This is a genomic window from Mycolicibacterium sp. XJ870 (genome assembly GCF_053483975.1).
This window is the reverse complement of record NZ_JBEFTI010000001.1, coordinates 2,164,420-2,182,855: the sequence shown is the minus strand read 5'-3', so window position 1 is coordinate 2,182,855 and position 18,436 is coordinate 2,164,420. Positions and strand designations below refer to the sequence as shown.

Here is an 18,436-nt window from a genome sequence, read left to right as displayed (position 1 = left end):
CAGACGCAGAATCGCCCAATTCGCACCCCTATTGGGCGATTCTCTGTCTGCTCGCGTGGTTATTGCGCCGATGGTTAACTGACAGGGTGGGTCGCTCACCATCGGTAGCGCGTCGCTTCTTCGACCGCCTTGAACCGGTACACGCCGTCACATATTTCGCGCCGGAATCCCGTGCCGCCCTCGACTCGCTGGGCTACCGCGGGTTCTGGATGGGGTACTTCGCTGCGCGGTCGGCCCCACTGGGCGTGGTCCCGGCGCCGGTCGTCGCGGCGATGTTCTACAACTTCACTGCCGAGCGGGTGGCCAAGGCGCTGCCCGCAGCGTGGGACATCGCTTCGCCATCAACGGTTTTGCCGGTGCGCCTGGAATCGGCGGTGGCGGCCTTACGCCGGTGCGGGGTTACCGACTCCGATGCCACCCGGACCGCTGCCGAGCTTGCCGGCAGGGCGGCACGTGACGCCCCGCTCGATGGCCGGCCGCTGTACGCCGCCAACCTGGCACTTGAGTGGCCGGAGGAACCGATCGCGAGGCTGTGGCACGCCGTGACCCTGTTGCGTGAACACCGTGGTGACACCCATGTCGCGGTTCTGGCCGCCGAGGGGATCAGCGGCCGGGTATGCAACGTGCTGCACGCGGCGGCGGGCCGGGTTCCCCGAGAGATGATCATGCGCAGCCGCGACTACGACGACGAGCAATGGGCCCGCTATGCCGAGCAGTTACGCCGGCGCGGCTGGCTGGACCCGCACGGCGAGCTCACCGACGCCGGCCACCGGATCAAGCAGAGCATCGAGGATCGCACGGACGAGCTCGCTCTCTCAGTCCTTGACCCATTGACCGACGATGAGGTGGAGGCGCTGTTCAAGGCGTTGACTCCGATCACCCGGCAGGTGGTGGCGGCCGGCGATGTCCCGGCCGCCACGCCGATGGGCCTGAGCCGGAACGACCTCGACGACGAGAGCGCACGGTTGGGTTGACCAGGTCAGCGCGGGGTGTACATGATCACCGCGACCCCCGCCAGGGCCACCAGCGCCCCGACGATGTCCCAGCGATCGGGCCGGAAACCGTCGGCAACCATGCCCCACAGCAGCGATCCGGCGATGAACACGCCGCCGTAGGCGGCCAGCACCCGGCCGAAGTGGGCGTCGGGCTGGAATGCCGCCACGAAGCCGTACGCGCCGAGGGCGATCACGCCCGCGCCGACCCACAGCCAGCCGCGATGCTCCCGGACGCCCTGCCACACCAGCCAGGCCCCACCGATCTCCAGCACCGCCGCCAGTACGAACAGCAAGATCGACTTGAAGACCATCACCACCCCAGCCTGCCGTGAGTGTGCGCAAATGTCGGAGTTTGTGCGGCGTGTCGCCGACAAACGCGCACGCTCGGCAATGAAGAGCTAGGCCACGCCGAGATAGGCGGCGCGAATGCTGTCGTCTGCCAACAGATCTCGCGCGGCTCCGGTCCGGGTGACGTTTCCGGTCTCCAGAATGTAGGCCCGGTCGGACCGGGTGAGCGCCTGCTGGGCGTTCTGCTCGACGAGCAGCACCGTGGTGCCCTGCGCGTTGATGTCCGCGATGATCTTGAAGATCTGCGATATCACCATCGGCGCCAACCCCATCGACGGCTCGTCGAGAAGCAACACCTTCGGTCGGGCCATCAGCGCGCGGCCGATGGCCAGCATCTGCTGCTCCCCACCGGACAGCGTCCCGCCTACCTGGGTGCGTCGCTCGGCCAGGCGCGGAAACGTCTCCAGCACCCAGTCCAAACGCTCGTCATGCTCCTGCTTGGAAGCGAACTTGCGTGCGTAACAGCCCATCTCCAGGTTCTCCACCACCGTCATCCCGGGAAACACGCCGCGGCCCTCGGGCGCCTGGATGAGTCCTTGGCTGACGCGTAGGTGCGGTTTGACCCGGGAGATGTCACGGCCCTCGAACCACACCGAACCCGAGGTCAACGAACGCAGACCCGAGATCGCCCGCATCGTCGTCGTCTTCCCCGCACCGTTGGAGCCGAGCAGGGTGACCAGTTCGCCTTCGTGCACCACGAGTGAAACCCCGTGCAGCGCCTGGATTCTGCCGTAGTGCACGACCACATCGCGCACCTCGAGCAGGACCGGGCGAGAGGAATCGGGCGGCGTTGATTCAGACAGAGTCATCGGGCACCCCCAGATAGGCGGCGATGACCTTCGGATCCTCGCGGATCTCCGAAGGCACGCCGTCGGCGATCTTGCGTCCGAACTCCAGTACCACGATTCGGTCGGTCACGCCCATCACCAGACGCATGTCGTGCTCGATCAACAACACCGTGTAGCCGTCGTCTCGGATCTTGCGGATCAGGTCGATCAGCGCGGCCTTCTCACTCGGGTTGAACCCGGCGGCCGGCTCGTCCAGGCAGAGCAGCTTGGGCTCGGTGGCCAGCGCGCGGGCGATCTCGAGGCGGCGCTGATCCCCGTACGGGAGGTTCTTGGCCTTCTCCTCGCCGCGGTGCGCGATGCCCACAAAATGCAATAGGGCCGCGGATCTTTCGATGGCCGACCGCTCTTCGCGACGATGCCGGGGTGAACGGACCAGGGCTCCCGGGACGGATGTGTGGTGCCGAGCGTCGGTGCCGACCATGACGTTCTCCAGCGCCGTCATCTCACCGAACAGCCTGACGTTCTGGAAGGTGCGGGCGATACCTCGCCGGGTGATCTGGTGGCGCTTGACCTTGCCAAGCGGCGTGCCGTCGAACAACACCGACCCCGAGGTGGGGCGATAAACGCCGGTGATGGCGTTGAAGCAGGTGGTCTTCCCGGCACCGTTTGGTCCGATCATGCCGAGGATCTCGCCGCGCCGGATATCGAACGTGACCGAATCCAGTGCCACCAGGCCACCGAACTTGACCGTCAGATCCCGTGTCTCCAGCAGGATCTCCCCTTCTGCGGCGTGAATGTCGCGGTGGACGCCTGCCAGTTCCTCGATGGTTTCTTCCGGTACCTGAATGGGCTCGCTCACGATGCGGACTCCTTCACCGGTGTGGCCCGCAACAACTCCCGCGCACGCTTGCCGTAGGACAGCAGCTGCTGGCGGGCCGGGAACAGGCCCTGCGGCCGGAAGATCATCATCACCACCAGGGCCAGCCCGAAGAACAGGTACTTCAAGTCGCCCATGTTGATACCGAGGAAGTGCACGCCGAGCAGCCGGTTGGGCAGGTAGACGATGACGAACGCGCCGAAGATGACGCCCAGCTTGTTGCCCTGGCCGCCGAGCACCACCGCACACAGGAACAGCATCGAGTTGATGATGTTGAACGTCGGAGGTGCGACGAACTGCACCTGCCCGGCATACAGCGCGCCGGACAACCCGCCGATGGCGGCGCCGATCACGAATGCCCACAGCTTGAACCGGAAAGTGTTGACGCCCATCACTTCCGCGGCGTCCTCGTCCTCCCGGATCGCGATCCAGGCGCGTCCCACCCGGCTGCGCTCAAGGTTGCCGACGAACAACAGGATCAGCACGATCATGATCAGGCCGACCCAGAACCACCAGGTGCCGTAATTGGCATCGCCGGCGGAGTTGCCACTGGAAAAGACCCCGGTGGGCAGCTTCTCGCTCTCCCCCACCCGCGGGTAGGCGATACCGGGCAGCCCGCGGGAGCCGTTGGTGATGTCGGACAGATTGTCCGCGAGCAGACGGATGATCTCACCGAAACCGAGCGTGACGATGGCCAGGTAGTCGCCCCGCAACCGCAACGTGGGGGTGCCCAGGATCAGGCCGGCGAGTGCAGTGAACGCCATCGCGAGCGGCACACAGGACAACCACGCCCAGTCCTCGCTGAAGAACCCTTCGGGCCCGACCTTGTTCCACGGACTGCTCGGACTGGTGAGCAGCGCGACGGTATACGCCCCGACGGCGTAGAAACCGACATAGCCGAGGTCGAGCAACCCGGCCTGACCGACCACCACGTTCAGGCCGATTGCGAGTAATGCCACCATCGCGAATTGCGCCATGGTGCCGCCGAAGCTGATGCCAGGGGTGTCCAGCCAGCGCGGGGTGAACAGCGGCAGCAGGGCCAGCAGCCCGAAACCCAGGACGCCGACGCCCCATTTCGTGACCCGGGGCAGCGTTGACCACCACTCCCGCAGCACATCACCGGGCGCCAGCAGTTTTTGCGTCGTCGTGCTCTTACCCGTATTCATGCCCTCGCCTTCCCGAGGCTTTCACCGAGTATGCCCGTGGGACGGATCAGCAGAACCATCACGAGCAGAACGAATGCGATGACGTCGCGCCACTGGGTGCCGAACAGCACCTGCCCGTAGTTCTCCACGATGCCCAGCAGCAGGCCGCCGAGCAGCGCGCCGCGCAGGTTGCCGATGCCGCCCAGCACCGCCGCTGCGAAAGCCTTGATACCGAGCAGGAATCCGCCGGAGTAGATGATGCCTTGCGGCACCTTGAGGGTGTACAGCAGCGCCGCTGCGCCGGCCAACAAGCCGCCGATCAGAAAGGTCGTCATGATGATGCGCTCGCGCGAGACACCCATCAGGGTTGCGGTGTCCGGGTCCTGAGCCACCGCACGAATGCCACGGCCGAACTTGGTGCGGTTTATCGCCATATCGGTCAGCAACGCCAGCAGCAGGGCGGCGCAGACGATGATCAAGGTGATGTTGGAGACGGCCGCTCCGAAGATCGTGAACTGGGTTTCCGGCGCGACCAGCTTGATCGGCTGCTGCGCGTTGGAGCCGCCATATCCCTCGATGATCTTGGGCAGGATGAAGTGCACGAATTCCTGCAGCACGAACGACATTCCGATGGCGGTGATGAGGAATGACAGGCGTCCGGCGTTTCGTCGCCGCAGCGGCCGGTACGCGACTGCCTCCAAACCCACGGCGGCGGTACCCGATACCAGCATCGCAAAGAGCATGGCGATGCCCAGATAGGCGACGGTGAGCGCAATCCCCTTGTCATAGGTGTTGCCGCTCGGCGAGAAGCCCAAGATCATGTCCAGGCAGAAGTACGCACCGAACATGCCGACCATGAAGATCTCGGAATGCGCGAAGTTGATCAACTTCAGCACGCCGTAAACCAGGGTGTAACCGACTGCCACCAGAGCGTAGATCGCACCCCAGGCCAGGCCGTCAATTGTCAACTGCCAGAACCCATCCAGCAGACCATCGACGTTGAAATTGATATTGGCCGCCAGGCAGCTGGTCTGGTCGAGGCACTGGTGGATCATCCGGTGGCAGGCTCCTCAGGCAAGCAATCTAACGAAACGCGTCCGAGCCGTATGGTCTCGGACGCGTCTCGTCGGTGCGCTACTGAACTTTGTAGACCCAGATCAGGTTTGTGGTGAGCTCACCAGCGGGGGTCCACTGGTACCGGCGAGCGACGCCCTGGCCGTCGTAGTTACGGACGAACTCCAGGAGCGCGGGCCTCGTGATCGCGCCGGAGTCGATGCCCTTGACCATGATCGTGCCGAGGTCGTAGCCCTCCGCGCTGTAGGTGCCGGGGGCCTGGTTGAACTTCTGGGTGTATTCGTCGGCGAACGCGCCGGTGGCCGGAGCACACGGGCAGGACAGCACGGCGTCCTTGGCGGCGTCGCCGGCCTGCTTGACGAACTCCGGATCCTTGGTGCCGTCTGCGCTGACGAACGTCGCCGTCACACCACCGTCGCGCAACTGCGCGACGAGCGGCGCGGCCTCGGCGTAGTAACCGCTGAAGAACACCCCGTCGGCACCGACGCCGTTGATCTGGGTGACTGCCGCGGAAAAGTCCTTGTCACCCTTCTTGACCGAGATGTTGCACGCCCCATCGGCTACCGGGCCCAGCGTTTCACGCACCACCTGGGCCAGTCCGACGCCGTAATCGGTGCTGTCGTCGACCACACAGACCTTGTCGTAGCCCAGCGTGTTCTTCATATAGTTCGCGACCGACCGGCCTTGCACATCGTCATTGCCGAGCCCCCGGAAGAACGTCCGCCAACCCTTCTGGGAAAGTGTCACGTTGGTGGCAGACGAGGTGGCCGCGACCAGGCCGGCCTGGTTGAACACGTTGCCGGTCGCCATGGTCTCACCGGAGAACGCAGGCCCGATCAACCCGATCGTGTACTGGTCGTCGACGATCTGAGGCGCGATCCCACTCGCCTTCTGCGGGTCGCCTTCGGTGTCAAACGTCTTCAGCTGCACCTGGCAGCCCGGGTTGGCCCCGTTGTGCTTGTCGATGGCGAGCTGAATGCCGTTCTTGATGTTGATGCCAAGTGCGGCGTCGGGACCGTTGAGTGCGCCGGCCATGGCGATCGACACCGGCGGGCAGGTGGCCTTGCCGTCGCCGGCCGGATCAGCGGCTGCCGCGGCGTCGGGTGGTTTGATCTCGGCGCCGTTCTCGTCGATCGGTATCTGCTCGACGATTTTCAGGTCGGTCTGCGCCGCTTCCTGTTCAGGCGTGGACTGATTGCAGCCGGCAATTCCCAGCACAATCACACCCGCACAACCGAGAGTAAATGCTTTCCGCGCCACGCGACCGCGCACGTTTCACCTCCGCGTCAGAGTTATCGGCGGCCCCGACGATCAGGCCCACGAGACGAGCCGACGCCGATGCTTCGGGTAGAACATAGCCAACGACGGGGCGTAGTGCGGGATGTTGACGGATGCTTGTGGCGCGCGGAGTGGCTGAAATCGAGTTATCGCGGTCCCGGAAACCGAGAATTAACACCCATGCCGGCTGTCACTGCTCCGGCGTGGGAGTTTCCTGTGGCTCGTCGAGAGTTTCCAGAACGACCTCCGCGACGCGCTTCATCGTCGTGCGACGATCCATGGCGGCGCGCTGAATCCACTTGAACGCCTCATGTTCGGTCATTTTGTGCTTGGTCTGCAGCAAACCCTTGGCCCGCTCGACCAGCTTGCGGGTCTCCAGTCGCTCCGACAGCGTCGCGACTTCGGTCTCCAGCGCGGCTATCTCGCTGAACCGACTGACCGCCACCTCGATGGCCGGAATCAGGTCGGTGACGTTGAACGGTTTGACCAGGTACGCCATCGCACCGGCGTCACGGGCACGTTCGACGAGTTCGCGTTGGCTGAACGCGGTGAGGATGACGATCGGGGCGATGCGCTTGCCTGCGATCTCCGATGCCGCGTCGATGCCGTCGCGGCGGGGCATCTTGACGTCCATGATCACCAGGTCCGGTCGCAGGCTTTCGGCCAGATCCACGGCCTCCTGCCCGTCGCCGGCCTCGCCTACGACCTCGTAGCCCTCCTCGCGCAGCATTTCGGCGAGATCGAGGCGGATCAGGGCCTCGTCCTCGGCGATGAGAACGCGGTGTGGCTTCTCAGCGTCCTTCGATGACCCGGTCATGGGAGACGTCATAGGTGACATTGTGTCGTGACGACCACCGATCAGCGACCTCGGGGGCATCCTCTATGGTGGTAGGCCGCGGCACGAATAGTGCCAACGCCCTCGTATCCCAACTGGCAGAGGAAACGGATTCAAAACCCGTACAGTGTGAGTTCGAATCTCACCGAGGGCACCGCGGCGCTCAGCGCTATACCGTGCGAGCCAGCCGGTCCGCCAGCAAACCGGCGAACTTTGCCGGATCCTCAGGTATGTCACCTTCGGCCAGAAGCGCTGTGCCGTAGAGCAGTTCGGCCGTTTCGGCGAGTTGCTGCAGGTGTGCGTCGTCGCCGCCGCTTTTCTGGGCCTGCTGCAGGCCGGTGACGAGCGGATGCTTCGGGTTGAGTTCCAGAATCCGCTTCCCCACCGGTACCTGCTGTCCGGAAGCCCGGTACATGCGCGCAAGCGCCGGGGTGATGCCGAACGTGTCGGCTATCAGGCAGGCCGGCGACTCGGTCAGGCGCGTGGACAACCGCACCTCCTTGACATGGTCTGCCAAGGTCTCCTTCAGCCAGGTCAGCAGGTCAGCAAAGTCCTGCGACAGCTCGCGGCGCTCGGCTTCGTGCGCAGCCTTTTCGTCCTCGGAGTCGAGGTCCACCTCGCCCTTGGCGACCGATTGCAGCGGCTTGCCGTCGAACTCGGTCACCGTTCCCACCCAGACCTCGTCGACCGGGTCGGTGAGCAGCAGCACCTCGTAGCCCTTGGCCTTGAACGCCTCGAGATGCGGTGACGCCAGTAGTTGCTCACGCGACTGTCCGGTGGCGTAGAAGATCTGCTCCTGACCGTCCTTCATGCGCTCGACATACTCGGCCAACGTGGTGAGCGCCTCGTCGGAATGGGTCGAGGCGAACGACGAAACACGCAGGAGGGTGTCCTGGTTGTCGAAGTCCGACATCAGGCCTTCTTTGAGGACCGCACCGAACTGAGTCCACAACGTGCGGTAGTCGTCCGGACGTTCTGACTGCAGCGTCTTGATCGTCGACAGAACCTTCTTTGTCAAGCGGCGACGGATCGCGGTGAGTTGCCGATCCTGCTGCAGGATCTCGCGGGAGACATTGAGCGACATGTCTTCTGCGTCCACGACGCCCTTGATGAACCGCAGATAGCCCGGAACGAGTTGGTCACAGTCAGCCATGACGAAGACCCGCTTGACATATAACTGCACGCCGATCCGCGCGTCCCGCGTGAACAGATCGAACGGTGCATGCGACGGGATGAAGAGCAGCGCCTGATAGGAGAAGGTGCCCTCGGCCTTCATCGAAATGACCTCAAGCGGGTCATCCCAAGCGTGGGCGATGTGCTTGTAGAACTCCTTGTACTCGTCCTCGGAGACCTCGTCTTTGGTCTTGGCCCACAGCGCCTTCATCGAGTTGAGGGTCTGCGTTTCGACGGTGACCTGGTCTGCGGCGCCCTCGTCTGTTGCCGGGGTACGTCGCTCGACCTGCATCCGGATCGGCCAGGCGATGAAGTCGGAGTACTTCTTCACCAGTTCCCTGAGCTTCGGCTCCGAGGTGTAGTCGTGCAGCTCATCCTCGGCGTCTTCCGGCTTGAGGTGCAGGGTGACCGACGTTCCCTGCGGAGCATCGTCGACCGATTCGACGGTGTAGGTGCCATCACCACTGGAGACCCAGCGGGTGGCGTCACTCTCGCCGGCCTTGCGGGTGAGCAGCTCGACCTTGTCGGCAACCATGAACGTCGAGTAGAACCCGATGCCGAACTGGCCGATGAGTTCCTCGGAGTCGGAGGCGTGTTTGGCCTCACGCAACTTCCGACGCACTTCGGCGGTACCCGATTTGGCCAGAGTGCCGATCAGGTCTACGACCTCCTCGCGGGTCATCCCGATGCCGTTGTCGCGGACCGTGAGTGTTCTTGCCTCGTTGTCTACGTCGAGCTCGACGTGGAGATCGGAGGTGTCGACATCCAGATCCTTGTTCCGCAGCGCCTCGAGCCGTAGCTTGTCCAACGCGTCAGAGGCGTTCGAGATCAGCTCGCGCAGGAAAGAATCCTTGTTGGAGTACACCGAGTGGACCATCAGATCCAGCAGTTGGCGCGCCTCCGCCTGAAACTCCAATTGCTCGACGTGTGCAGCCATGTGATTCCCGTTCGACGGTTGAACCTTCACCTACAGATGACCGACAGATAATAGCGAGCACACTTTCGGTCAGCGCCCGGAGCCCTGAAGGCCCTTGGGCCGGAACGGAAGTGAGATCACGGATCAAATCGCGCACATGTTCGGGGTCACCGGCGGTAGCTTTAGCCGTGCGCCGCGGTTGTGGCTGCCTGCAACCGACGCTGCGCTAGGAGGACCCGTGAAAGCCATTCCAAAGATGTTGGTGCTCGGGCTTGTTGAACTCGTCGTCTTCGGCTTGGTGCTGTTTTTGCTGGCCGGAACCTTCGACTATTGGCAGGCATGGCTTTTCCTGGCGGTGTTTGCGCTGTCGACGTGGATTCCCAGCGCCTACCTGTTGCGGGCAGACCCCGCCGCGCATGAACGGCGCAAGCGGGCGGGGCCGGGGGCGGAGACCCGGACGCTGCAGAAACTCCTCATCGCCGGCTGGTATTCGTCGCTGGCGGCGATGGTCCTGGTCAGTGCCCTCGACCATCGCTTTGGCTGGTCGTCGGTGCCGACGGCGATCTGCTTGGCCGGGGATGTTCTGGTCGCCGTCGGCCTGGGTGTGACGAGCCTGGTGGTCATTCAGAACAGTTTCGCGGCCTCGACGGTCCAGGTGGAGTCGGGGCAGAAGCTCGTCTCGACCGGTCTATACGGGCTGGTGCGCCACCCCATGTACACCGGCAACGTGATCACCATCGTCGGGTTCCCGCTTGCGCTCGGCTCCTATTGGGGACTCGTCTGCGTTGTCCCTGGCCTGATCGTGCTCATCTTGCGCATCCGCGACGAAGAAAAGCTGCTGGCCGAAGAGTTGGACGGGTACCGGGAGTATGCGCAGAAGGCCCGCTATCGCCTCGTGCCGCTCATGTGGTGATCGCGGCTCCTCCCCTGCCCAACTGTCCGCTCAAGCTTCTGACGGACGGCGCCTCGAACAAGTCGGGCACCGCAAGGTGGACATCGAGGGCTGAATTGATCGCGGCGACCGCCCGCATCGCCGAAAGAGAATCCCCGCCCAGGTCGAAAAACGACTCCTCGACCCCGACGCGGTCCACACCGAGCACCTCGGCGTAGATGCTCGCCAGGATCTGCTCGACGAGGGTTGCCGGAGCGCAATAAGCACCGCCGGTGTCGCGGTCTTCGGGTGCCGACGCCACCGTGGTCGCCGACTCGGTCGGCCGACTCCCCCACCCCTCGAGCCGGGGACGCCCATTGGAATGCGGCAGACCCATCGACGACAATTCCCGCCGCGGGTGGGCGGTCATCGCCACCAACACCTGCTTGAACCGCTGGATCAACGCTTCGATGCTTTCCGCGTCGAACACATCGGTGTCGTATTGGACGCGAAGTTCCAGTTCCCGGCCCGGCCCAGCCTGAACCGTCAGCGGGTAGTGGTAGTAGTCGCGGCTGTTGACGCCGGTGATCGTCAACCCGTCGACGCCAGGCGGCGTGCCGGTGTCGGTCGGATAGTTCTCGTAGACGAAGACCGTGTCGAACAACCTGTCGTGACCGGTGATGCGGTGGATGTCGCTGAGCGCCATGTGCTGGTGTTCGAGGGTTTCGTTGTGGGCACCCTGCAGCTGATCGAGAAGATCGGATGTGGTCTCGGCGGGCGTGATGATCGCCCGCACCGGCACCGTGTTGATCAATAGGCCCACCATCGACTCCGCACCGATCACCTCTGGTGACCGACCCGAGACCACCGTGCCGAACGCGACATCATGCCGGCCGGTCAGCGAGCTGAGCAGTATTGCCCAGGCGCCCTGCAGCACGATGTTGACCGTGGTGTGCTGCGAGCGCGCCAACTTGGCGAGTGCCCGCGTGGTCTTCGCAGGAACCCGGAACGATTCGACGCTTCGCCGCCCGAAACCCAACTTTCGCGGCGGGCCGAGCAGGATGGGCGTGTCAAAACCGGCCAACGCCTCGCGCCACGCCGCATGGGCGGCATGGTGATCGCGGTCAGCCAGCCAGGTCATGAAGCTGCGATACGACGACGCCGCGGGAAGCCGCAGACCGTGGTAGCCGGCGAAGATCTCCTGCATCAGGATCGGCATCGACCAGCCATCGAGCACGATGTGGTGATTGGTGAGCACGAACCGGTGTCGGTCCTGGCCGATGCGGATGAGCGCGACCCGGAACGCCGGTTGGTTGACGAGGTCGCAGACCGCGGCACGTTCTTCGACACAGATCTGTTCGATCTGCGTGTCGACATCACTATCGGCATCAAGGTCGACATACAGCCACGGCGCCACGGGATCAGCGGGAACAACCTGCACCGGTTGCTCGAACTGGGGGCAGAACCGGGCTGCCAAGTGTGGATGCCGGCGGACCACGGCCTGCACGGCATCACGCAGCCGGTGCGCGTCGAGCGGCCCGCTCAACGCGATATCCAGTTGCACCGCATACACATCGTCGCCGGAGCGTTTCGCGATGTTGGCGTGGTAAAGCAATCCCTGCTGCAACGGGGTCAGCAGCAGCACGTCGGCGATCGGGAATCGGTCGTGCAGTTCGTCGATCTGCTGCTGGCTCAGCCGAGCGGGAGCGATATCCGACGGCGTCAACCCGCCACCGCCGCGCCTGACATGCGCGCAGATGCCGGCCAGCGCGTCGAACCACAACCGGCTGACCCGGGTGACGGCCATGCGATCCAGCGCCGAGGGCGCCCACGTCCAGGTGGCGCTCAGGTGCGGGCCGGTGTCGGTGTCGATGGTGGCCGCGTTGAGCTCGACGGTGTGCATCAGGGCAATGGGCATCGCCCCAGCAGCGCCGGTCATCGACAAGCCTTCTTCGCTGAAACGCCACACATCACCAGACGCAAAGGCAGCCGGGGAGCCCAGCCGCCCGAGATAGTTGAACCCGATCACCGGGTCGGACCCGGCCAGATCCACATCGGGATTCAGGTAGCGCAGCAGTCCGTAGGTCAGGCCGTCGGGCAAGGCCCGAAGCTGCTCTTTCGCCTCTTTGAACACCGCGCCCAGCGCCGCATCCCCGGCCACCACCTGCGTCCAGGACAGACGCCCGCCGAAGTTCAGTGACACCGGATACTTGGTGGTGAACCACCCCACCGTGCGCGACAGGTCCACATCGGCGGCGATTTCCTCGTTACGCCCGTGGCCCTCCACATCGATGGCGATCGGCGCGCCGCCACTCCCCAAGTACTGTGACCACGCCAGGGCAAAGGCGATCAACAGGATTTCGTGGACCCCGGCATGAAACGCCGCCGGTACTTCGCCGAGCAACATGTGGGTGGTCTCGGCGTCGAGCAAATCGGTCAGATATCCGGCCGTGGCAAACGTATCTACCTCGGGTTGCAGCGCAGGCAACGCCGCTGGGATCGACGCCACCTGCCGCCATGCGTCGGCTTGGCAGACCACGTCGGGGTGATGCGCGTGCTCGGCCAGCCGGTCGGCCCACCGCTGGAACGACGTCCCCGCGGGCGGCAACAGTACCTCCTGCCCGCCGCGCAGCTGGGTCGAGGCGATGTTGAGGTCCTCCAACACAATTCGCCACGACACCCCATCCACGGCCAGATGGTGGATGATCACCACCAACTGCCCGGTGGAGGAAGCCCACAGCGCGCTGAGCATCACCCCCGCGGCCGGGTTCAACCGCGACCGCGCCGCCAACAGCGCCTCTTCGGACAGCACGTCCACCGAATGCAGACAGGCGCGCACGTCCACCGATCCGGCCTCGGGCACCGTCAACAACCAGCCGCCGGCGCCGTCGTCCCCGGCCCTCAGCCGCAACATGGCATGCCGATCCAGCAAGGCCTGAAGCACCACCACCACGTCGGCCTCGGTGACACCGGCCGGAGCCTGCAGCAGCACCGTCTGGTTGAACTCGTCGAGCGAGCCGGCTGCGGTTTCCAGTCCTTTCAGCCAGCGCATGATCGGGGTCGCGACCACCGGCCCGAGGCCCTCGTCGACCATCCCTACGGCGCTGCCGGCTTCCCTGACCACCCGGGCCAGTCGGGCCACGGTCTGCTGGACGAAGATATCGCGCGGGCGACCCACAAGCCCGGCAGCATGAGCCCGCCACACCACCTGAATGGCCGAAATGCTGTCCCCGCCAAGGTCGAAGAATGACTGGTCGACCCCGACCTGCTCCAGCCCGAGGACTTCGGCGAAGATCCCGGCCAGGGTCTCCTCGACTGGTGTCGCCGGGGCCCGGTAGTGGTCGATGTCGGTGTACTCGGGTGCGGGCAGTGCGCGAGTGTCGAGTTTTCCGTTGACGGTCAACGGCAGCTCGTCGATCGCCACCACCGCGGCCGGCACCATGTAGGACGGCAGCCGCTCGGCCAGCGCGGGACGCGCTGCGGACGGATCGGCGGTGCCGGTGATGTAGCCGACGAGACGCTTATCCCCCGGGCGGTCTTCACGGGCGATCACCACCGCCTGCTCGACCCCGTCGAGAGCCGTTAAGGTCGACTGGATTTCACCGAGCTCGATGCGATGCCCGCGGATCTTGACCTGCTCGTCAGCGCGGCCCAGATACTGCAGCTGCCCGCCGTGGCTCCAGCACACCAGGTCCCCGGTGCGATACATCCGCATCCCGGGTGCACCGAACGGACTCGCCACAAACCGCGTCGACGTCAATGGCGCCCGGCCCACATACCCGGACCCCAGGCCGGCACCGGCCACATACAACTCGCCGACTACCCCGACCGGCACCTGCCGCAACCAACCATCGAGGACGACGAACGCCAGATGCCCCAATGGCACACCGATCGGGCTGACGGTGCTCGCGACATCACCGGCCAAGATCTCGCGGAATGAGGCATGCACCGTCGTCTCGGTGATCCCATACATATTGACCAACCGCGGAGACTCCGGATGCGTGTCCAGCCACGGCTTCAGCCGCTGCGGTTCCAGCGCCTCACCACCGAACACCACAACCTCAAGTGCGAGCTCGGATTCCAGCTCAGGTGAAAGCTCTTCCACGGATTGCAGGGCATAGAACGCCGACGGCGTCTGGCTCAAGATGCTGACCCGCTGCTCGACCAGCAAGTCGTGCAAATCTTCGGGCGAACGCGCCACCGAATCCGAGACCACCACCAGCCGCCCGCCATGGAGCAGTGCGCCGAAGATCTCCCAGACCGAAAAGTCGAACGCCAACGAGTGACTCTGCGTCCAGACCTGGCCCGATGACAGCTCCAGATCGGCCTCGAGCGTCGCCAGCAACCGCGTCACGTTGTGGTGTGGAATCGCCACGCCCTTGGGCACGCCCGTGGTACCTGAGGTGTAGATCAGATACGCGATATCGTCGGTGCACGGTCCCACCGGCGGCGCGCTAGCGGGGTGGTCATCGATGGCCGGGTCGTCGATGTCGACGACCACCAATCCACGCCCGGCAAGACGAGCAGCCAGATCGGCGGTGGTGACCGCAGCAACCGGCCCGGCGTCGGTCAGTACGAACTCCAACCGCGCATCAGGCACCGACGGATCGATCGGCACATACGCCGCACCGGTTTTCAGCACCGCGAAAATCGCCACGACCGCCTCGACCGATCGGGAGAACAACACCGCCACCCGCTGACCGGGAGCCGCGCCGTTCCCGATAAGTAAGTGAGCCAACCGATTCGAAACCTGATCCAGCTCGCGATAGGTCATCGAGCTGCCGTCGTAGCTGACCGCAACCGCCTCTGGATCTCGGGCCACTTGCGCCTCGAACAACGCCGGAATCGACGGGGAGGCCGGCGCGGGGGCGGTTAGTACCGTCCGGTTGCCGATCGCATCGAGGCGCGCATGCTCATCGGTGTCGAGCACATCGATCGCCGACAACCGCTGGGTGGGGTCGTCGGTCATCGCCTCGAGCACCCGTTGTAGCCGATCGATCAGGGCTTCGATGCTGCCTGTGTCGAATACATCGGTTCGGAACTCCACCGTTCCGGAAATCCCTGCGGGGTCACCGGCTTCGGTCCAACATTCCGCCAACGAGAAGGACAGATCCATTCGCGCGGTGTGGGTGTCCAGCGGTAGCTGAGTTACCTGAAGATCGCCCAACGCCAAGCCGCCGGCAGGATCGCCAGTCTGTCCGGGAACGTTCTGCCACGCCAGCATCACCTGCACCAGCGGGTGATGGGTCAAGGACCGAGCCGGATTGAGCCGTTCGACGAGCACTTCGAAGGGCACATCTTGGTGCTCAAAGGCGGCCAGGCTGCGTGCGCGCACCTGGGCCAGAATCTCGGTGACAGTGGGATCCCCGGCCACATCGACCCGCAGCACCAGGGTGTTGACGAAGAATCCGACGAGCTCGTCGAGGGCTGGATCGCGTCGTCCGGCGATCGGGAAGCCAACGGCCACATCGGAACTGGCGCTGAGGCTGGCGAGCAGGGTTAGCAGCGCGCTCTGCATCACCATGAAACCCGTTGCATTGTGCTCGCGAGCCAGGCGAGCAACTTGCTGCTGCAGATCGGCCGGCCATTTCACATTCACCCTGGAGCCGCTTTGATCGGCCACCAACGGATAGGGACGGTCGGTCGGGATGGCCACGCGTTCAGGCATCCCGGCCAACGCATCCTGCCAATAGTCCAACTGTGTGGCGATGCGACTGTCGCTGTCGTCGAGCTCACCCAGTTGCGCGCGTTGCCACAGCGTGTAGTCGACGTACTGCACCGCCAACGGCGCCCACCCGGGGACTTGTCCGGCACACCGGCAGGCGTACGCGACGCTCAGATCGGCGACCAGCGGGGTCAGCGACCAGCCGTCGGCGGCGATATGGTGCACCACCGCCACCAACACGTGTTCGTCCTCGGCGACACGGAAAAGCCTTGCCCGCAATGGTATCTCGGCGGACAGCTGGAAACTGTGTCGCGCCGTTTCCTCGAGAGCTTCCGCCAATAGGCTTTCCGGCCAGCCGGTGGCATCGACGATTTCCCAGCCGAATTCGGCCTGCTCGGCGGGGACGATCAGTTGCTGAGGTATCCCGTCGACCGCTGGAAACAGCGTGCGCAGGCTCTCATGGCGACCCACCACATCGGCGAACGCAGCGCCCAGCGCATCGACATCGAGGCGCCCGCCGAGCCGCAATCCCACGCCCAGGTTGTACACCGGTGAGGGGCCTTGCAATTGGTCGACGAACCACAACCGGCTTTGCGCAAACGACAGCGGAACCACCGCGGGCCGCTCACGGGCGACCAGCGGCTCCAGCCGACCTTCATCACCACCGATACGGAGTATCAACTGGGCGACCGTAGGAGCGTCGAATACGGCGCGCACTTCGAGGCCTGCGTCCAACGATCTGTTGATCGCGGCGACCAGACGCATCGCCAGTAGGGAATCCCCGCCGAGGCTGAAGAATGAGTCGTCGATGCCGACGCGGTCCAGGCCCAGGATGTGGGCGTAGATGCCGGCCAGGATCTCCTCGGTAGGGGTAGCCGGGGCGCGGTAGTGGTCGACGTCGGCGTATTCCGGTGCCGGCAGCGTCTTTTTGTCCAGTTTACCGTTCACCGTCAACGGCAAAGACTCGGTCACCACCACCGCGGCGGGCACCATGTAGCCCGGCAGCCGCTCGGCCAACTGGGCACGGATGCGCCCCGGGTCGGCGGTACCGGTGAGATAGCCGACCAGCCGCTTGTCACCCGGATTGTCTTCACGGGCGATCACGGCCGCCTGCTCAACGCCGTCGAGCCCGGCCAGCACGGCCTGGATTTCACCGAGCTCTATACGATACCCACGAATCTTGACCTGCTCGTCAGCGCGGCCCGAATACTGCAGCTGCCCATCCGGGCCCCACGACACCAGATCCCCGGTGCGATACATCCGCATCCCCGGCGCACCGAACGCACACGCCACAAACCGCGTCGCGCTCAACGACGCCCGGCCCACATAGCCGTAACCCAAACCCGCACCGGCCACATACAGCTCGCCCACCACACCAGGGCTCACCGGCCGCAACCAACCATCCAGCACAAAGAACGCCAGGTCGCCCAGCGGCACCCCGATTGGGCTCCCCGTAGTTTCGACATCGGCGGCCACGATCTCGCGGAACGAGGCATGCACCGTCGTCTCGGTGATCCCATACATATTGATCAACCGCGGAGACTCTGGGTGCCGATCCAGCCACGGCTTCAGCCGCTGCGGTTCCAGCGCCTCACCACCGAACACCACCACCTCAACAGCCAACCCTCGACCGCCGGCGGCATCGACAGTTTGCAGCGCATAAAACGCCGACGGCGTCTGACTCAACACACCGACCCGCTCGGCAATCAGCAGCGCATGCAACTCCTCGGGCGACCGCGTCACCGACTCGGGCACCACCACCACCCGACCACCACGCAACAGCGCCCCGAAAATCTCCCACACTGAGAAGTCGAACGCCAACGAATGACATTGCGCCCACACCAAACCCGCCGACAACGGCAAACGAGTCTCGATCACGTCCAACAACCGCGCCACATTGCGGTGCGGGACCGCCACCCCCTTAGGCACACCCGTCGTACCCGAGGTGTAAATCAGATACGCCACATCATCAGCGCCCGGCCCCACCACCGGCGCACCACCAGGCTGAGCTTCGATCGTGGGGTCATCAACATCGATGACCTCCAGCCCAAACCCGTCGAGTCGACTCACCAGATCAGCAGTCGTGACCGCCGCGACCGGCCCCGCATCACCAAGAACGAACGCCAACCGCGCATCAGGCACCGCAGGATCGATCGGCACATACGCCGCACCGGTCTTGAGCACCCCCACAATCGCCACAATCGCCTCGATCGAGCGGGAGAACAGCAACGCCACCCGCTGTCCCGGACCCGCACCACACCCGATAAGCACGTGCGCCAACCGATTCGACGCCACATCAAGTTCCCGATACGTCAGCTGACGATCCCCGAAACTGACCGCCACCACATCCGGATCACGAACCACCTGCTCGGCGAACAAAGCCGGAATCGACAACACCGCCGACACAGGAGCAGTCAACGCCGCCCGATTACCCCACTCATCGAGGTCCGCGCGCTCATCCTCGTCGTCCA

At 64.6% G+C, this 18,436-nt stretch carries 11 protein-coding genes and 1 tRNA gene; 3 read left to right on the top strand and 9 right to left on the bottom strand.

Annotation, left to right across the window (positions count from 1 at the left end; genetic code table 11):
• Positions 1-86 precede the first annotated feature (86 nt).
• Positions 87-974 carry an SCO6745 family protein gene (locus ABQF30_RS10525; RefSeq protein ID WP_448463009.1) on the top strand — a complete coding sequence of 296 codons (888 nt, stop codon included), beginning with the start codon at positions 87-89 and terminating at the stop codon, positions 972-974.
• Positions 975-979: 5 nt separating this feature from the next.
• On the opposite strand, the gene ABQF30_RS10520 is transcribed toward ABQF30_RS10525, so the two are convergent.
• From ABQF30_RS10520 to ABQF30_RS10490, 7 genes are all read right to left on the bottom strand, one after another.
• Positions 980-1,306, bottom strand: coding sequence for a YnfA family protein (locus ABQF30_RS10520; RefSeq protein WP_448463612.1), 327 nt, complete (start codon positions 1,304-1,306; stop codon positions 980-982).
• Between the two features lie 87 nt (positions 1,307-1,393).
• The gene (locus ABQF30_RS10515) at positions 1,394-2,152 is read right to left on the bottom strand and encodes an ABC transporter ATP-binding protein (protein WP_448463007.1); all 759 of its coding nucleotides are present in this window, start codon (positions 2,150-2,152) and stop codon (positions 1,394-1,396) included.
• Complete coding sequence (locus tag ABQF30_RS10510) at positions 2,139-2,990, bottom strand: ABC transporter ATP-binding protein (RefSeq protein WP_448463005.1); 852 nt, start codon at positions 2,988-2,990, stop codon at positions 2,139-2,141. Before ABQF30_RS10510 ends, ABQF30_RS10515 begins: the two co-directional genes overlap by 14 nt.
• Positions 2,987-4,174: a branched-chain amino acid ABC transporter permease gene (locus ABQF30_RS10505; RefSeq protein WP_448463003.1), complete on the bottom strand. Its 1,188-nt coding sequence runs from the start codon at positions 4,172-4,174 to the stop codon at positions 2,987-2,989. Before ABQF30_RS10505 ends, ABQF30_RS10510 begins: the two co-directional genes overlap by 4 nt.
• Positions 4,171-5,208: a branched-chain amino acid ABC transporter permease gene (locus ABQF30_RS10500; RefSeq protein ID WP_448463001.1), complete on the bottom strand. Its 1,038-nt coding sequence runs from the start codon at positions 5,206-5,208 to the stop codon at positions 4,171-4,173. Before ABQF30_RS10500 ends, ABQF30_RS10505 begins: the two co-directional genes overlap by 4 nt.
• Positions 5,209-5,287: 79 nt before the next feature.
• On the bottom strand, positions 5,288-6,499 hold the full coding sequence (locus ABQF30_RS10495) for a branched-chain amino acid ABC transporter substrate-binding protein (RefSeq protein WP_448462999.1): 1,212 nt from the start codon (positions 6,497-6,499) through the stop codon (positions 5,288-5,290).
• A gap of 196 nt (positions 6,500-6,695) precedes the next feature.
• Positions 6,696-7,343, bottom strand: a complete 648-nt coding sequence (locus ABQF30_RS10490; protein ID WP_448462997.1) for a two-component system response regulator PdtaR — start codon at positions 7,341-7,343, stop codon at positions 6,696-6,698.
• Between the two features lie 77 nt (positions 7,344-7,420).
• Here ABQF30_RS10490 and ABQF30_RS10485 point away from each other — a divergent pair.
• Positions 7,421-7,494, top strand: a tRNA-Leu gene (locus ABQF30_RS10485).
• Positions 7,495-7,509: 15 nt separating this feature from the next.
• On the opposite strand, the gene htpG is transcribed toward ABQF30_RS10485, so the two are convergent.
• Positions 7,510-9,450: a molecular chaperone HtpG gene (htpG, locus tag ABQF30_RS10480; RefSeq protein WP_448462995.1), complete on the bottom strand. Its 1,941-nt coding sequence runs from the start codon at positions 9,448-9,450 to the stop codon at positions 7,510-7,512.
• 217 nt (positions 9,451-9,667) lie between these two features.
• Here htpG and ABQF30_RS10475 point away from each other — a divergent pair, with 217 nt between their 5' ends.
• Positions 9,668-10,342, top strand: a complete 675-nt coding sequence (locus ABQF30_RS10475) for a methyltransferase family protein (RefSeq protein WP_448462993.1) — start codon at positions 9,668-9,670, stop codon at positions 10,340-10,342.
• Here ABQF30_RS10475 and ABQF30_RS10470 read toward each other — a convergent pair.
• Positions 10,332-18,359, bottom strand: coding sequence for a non-ribosomal peptide synthetase (locus ABQF30_RS10470; protein ID WP_448463610.1), 8,028 nt, complete (start codon positions 18,357-18,359; stop codon positions 10,332-10,334). The two genes, ABQF30_RS10475 and ABQF30_RS10470, sit on opposite strands and share 11 nt — an antisense overlap.
• Positions 18,360-18,436: the final 77 nt, after the last annotated feature.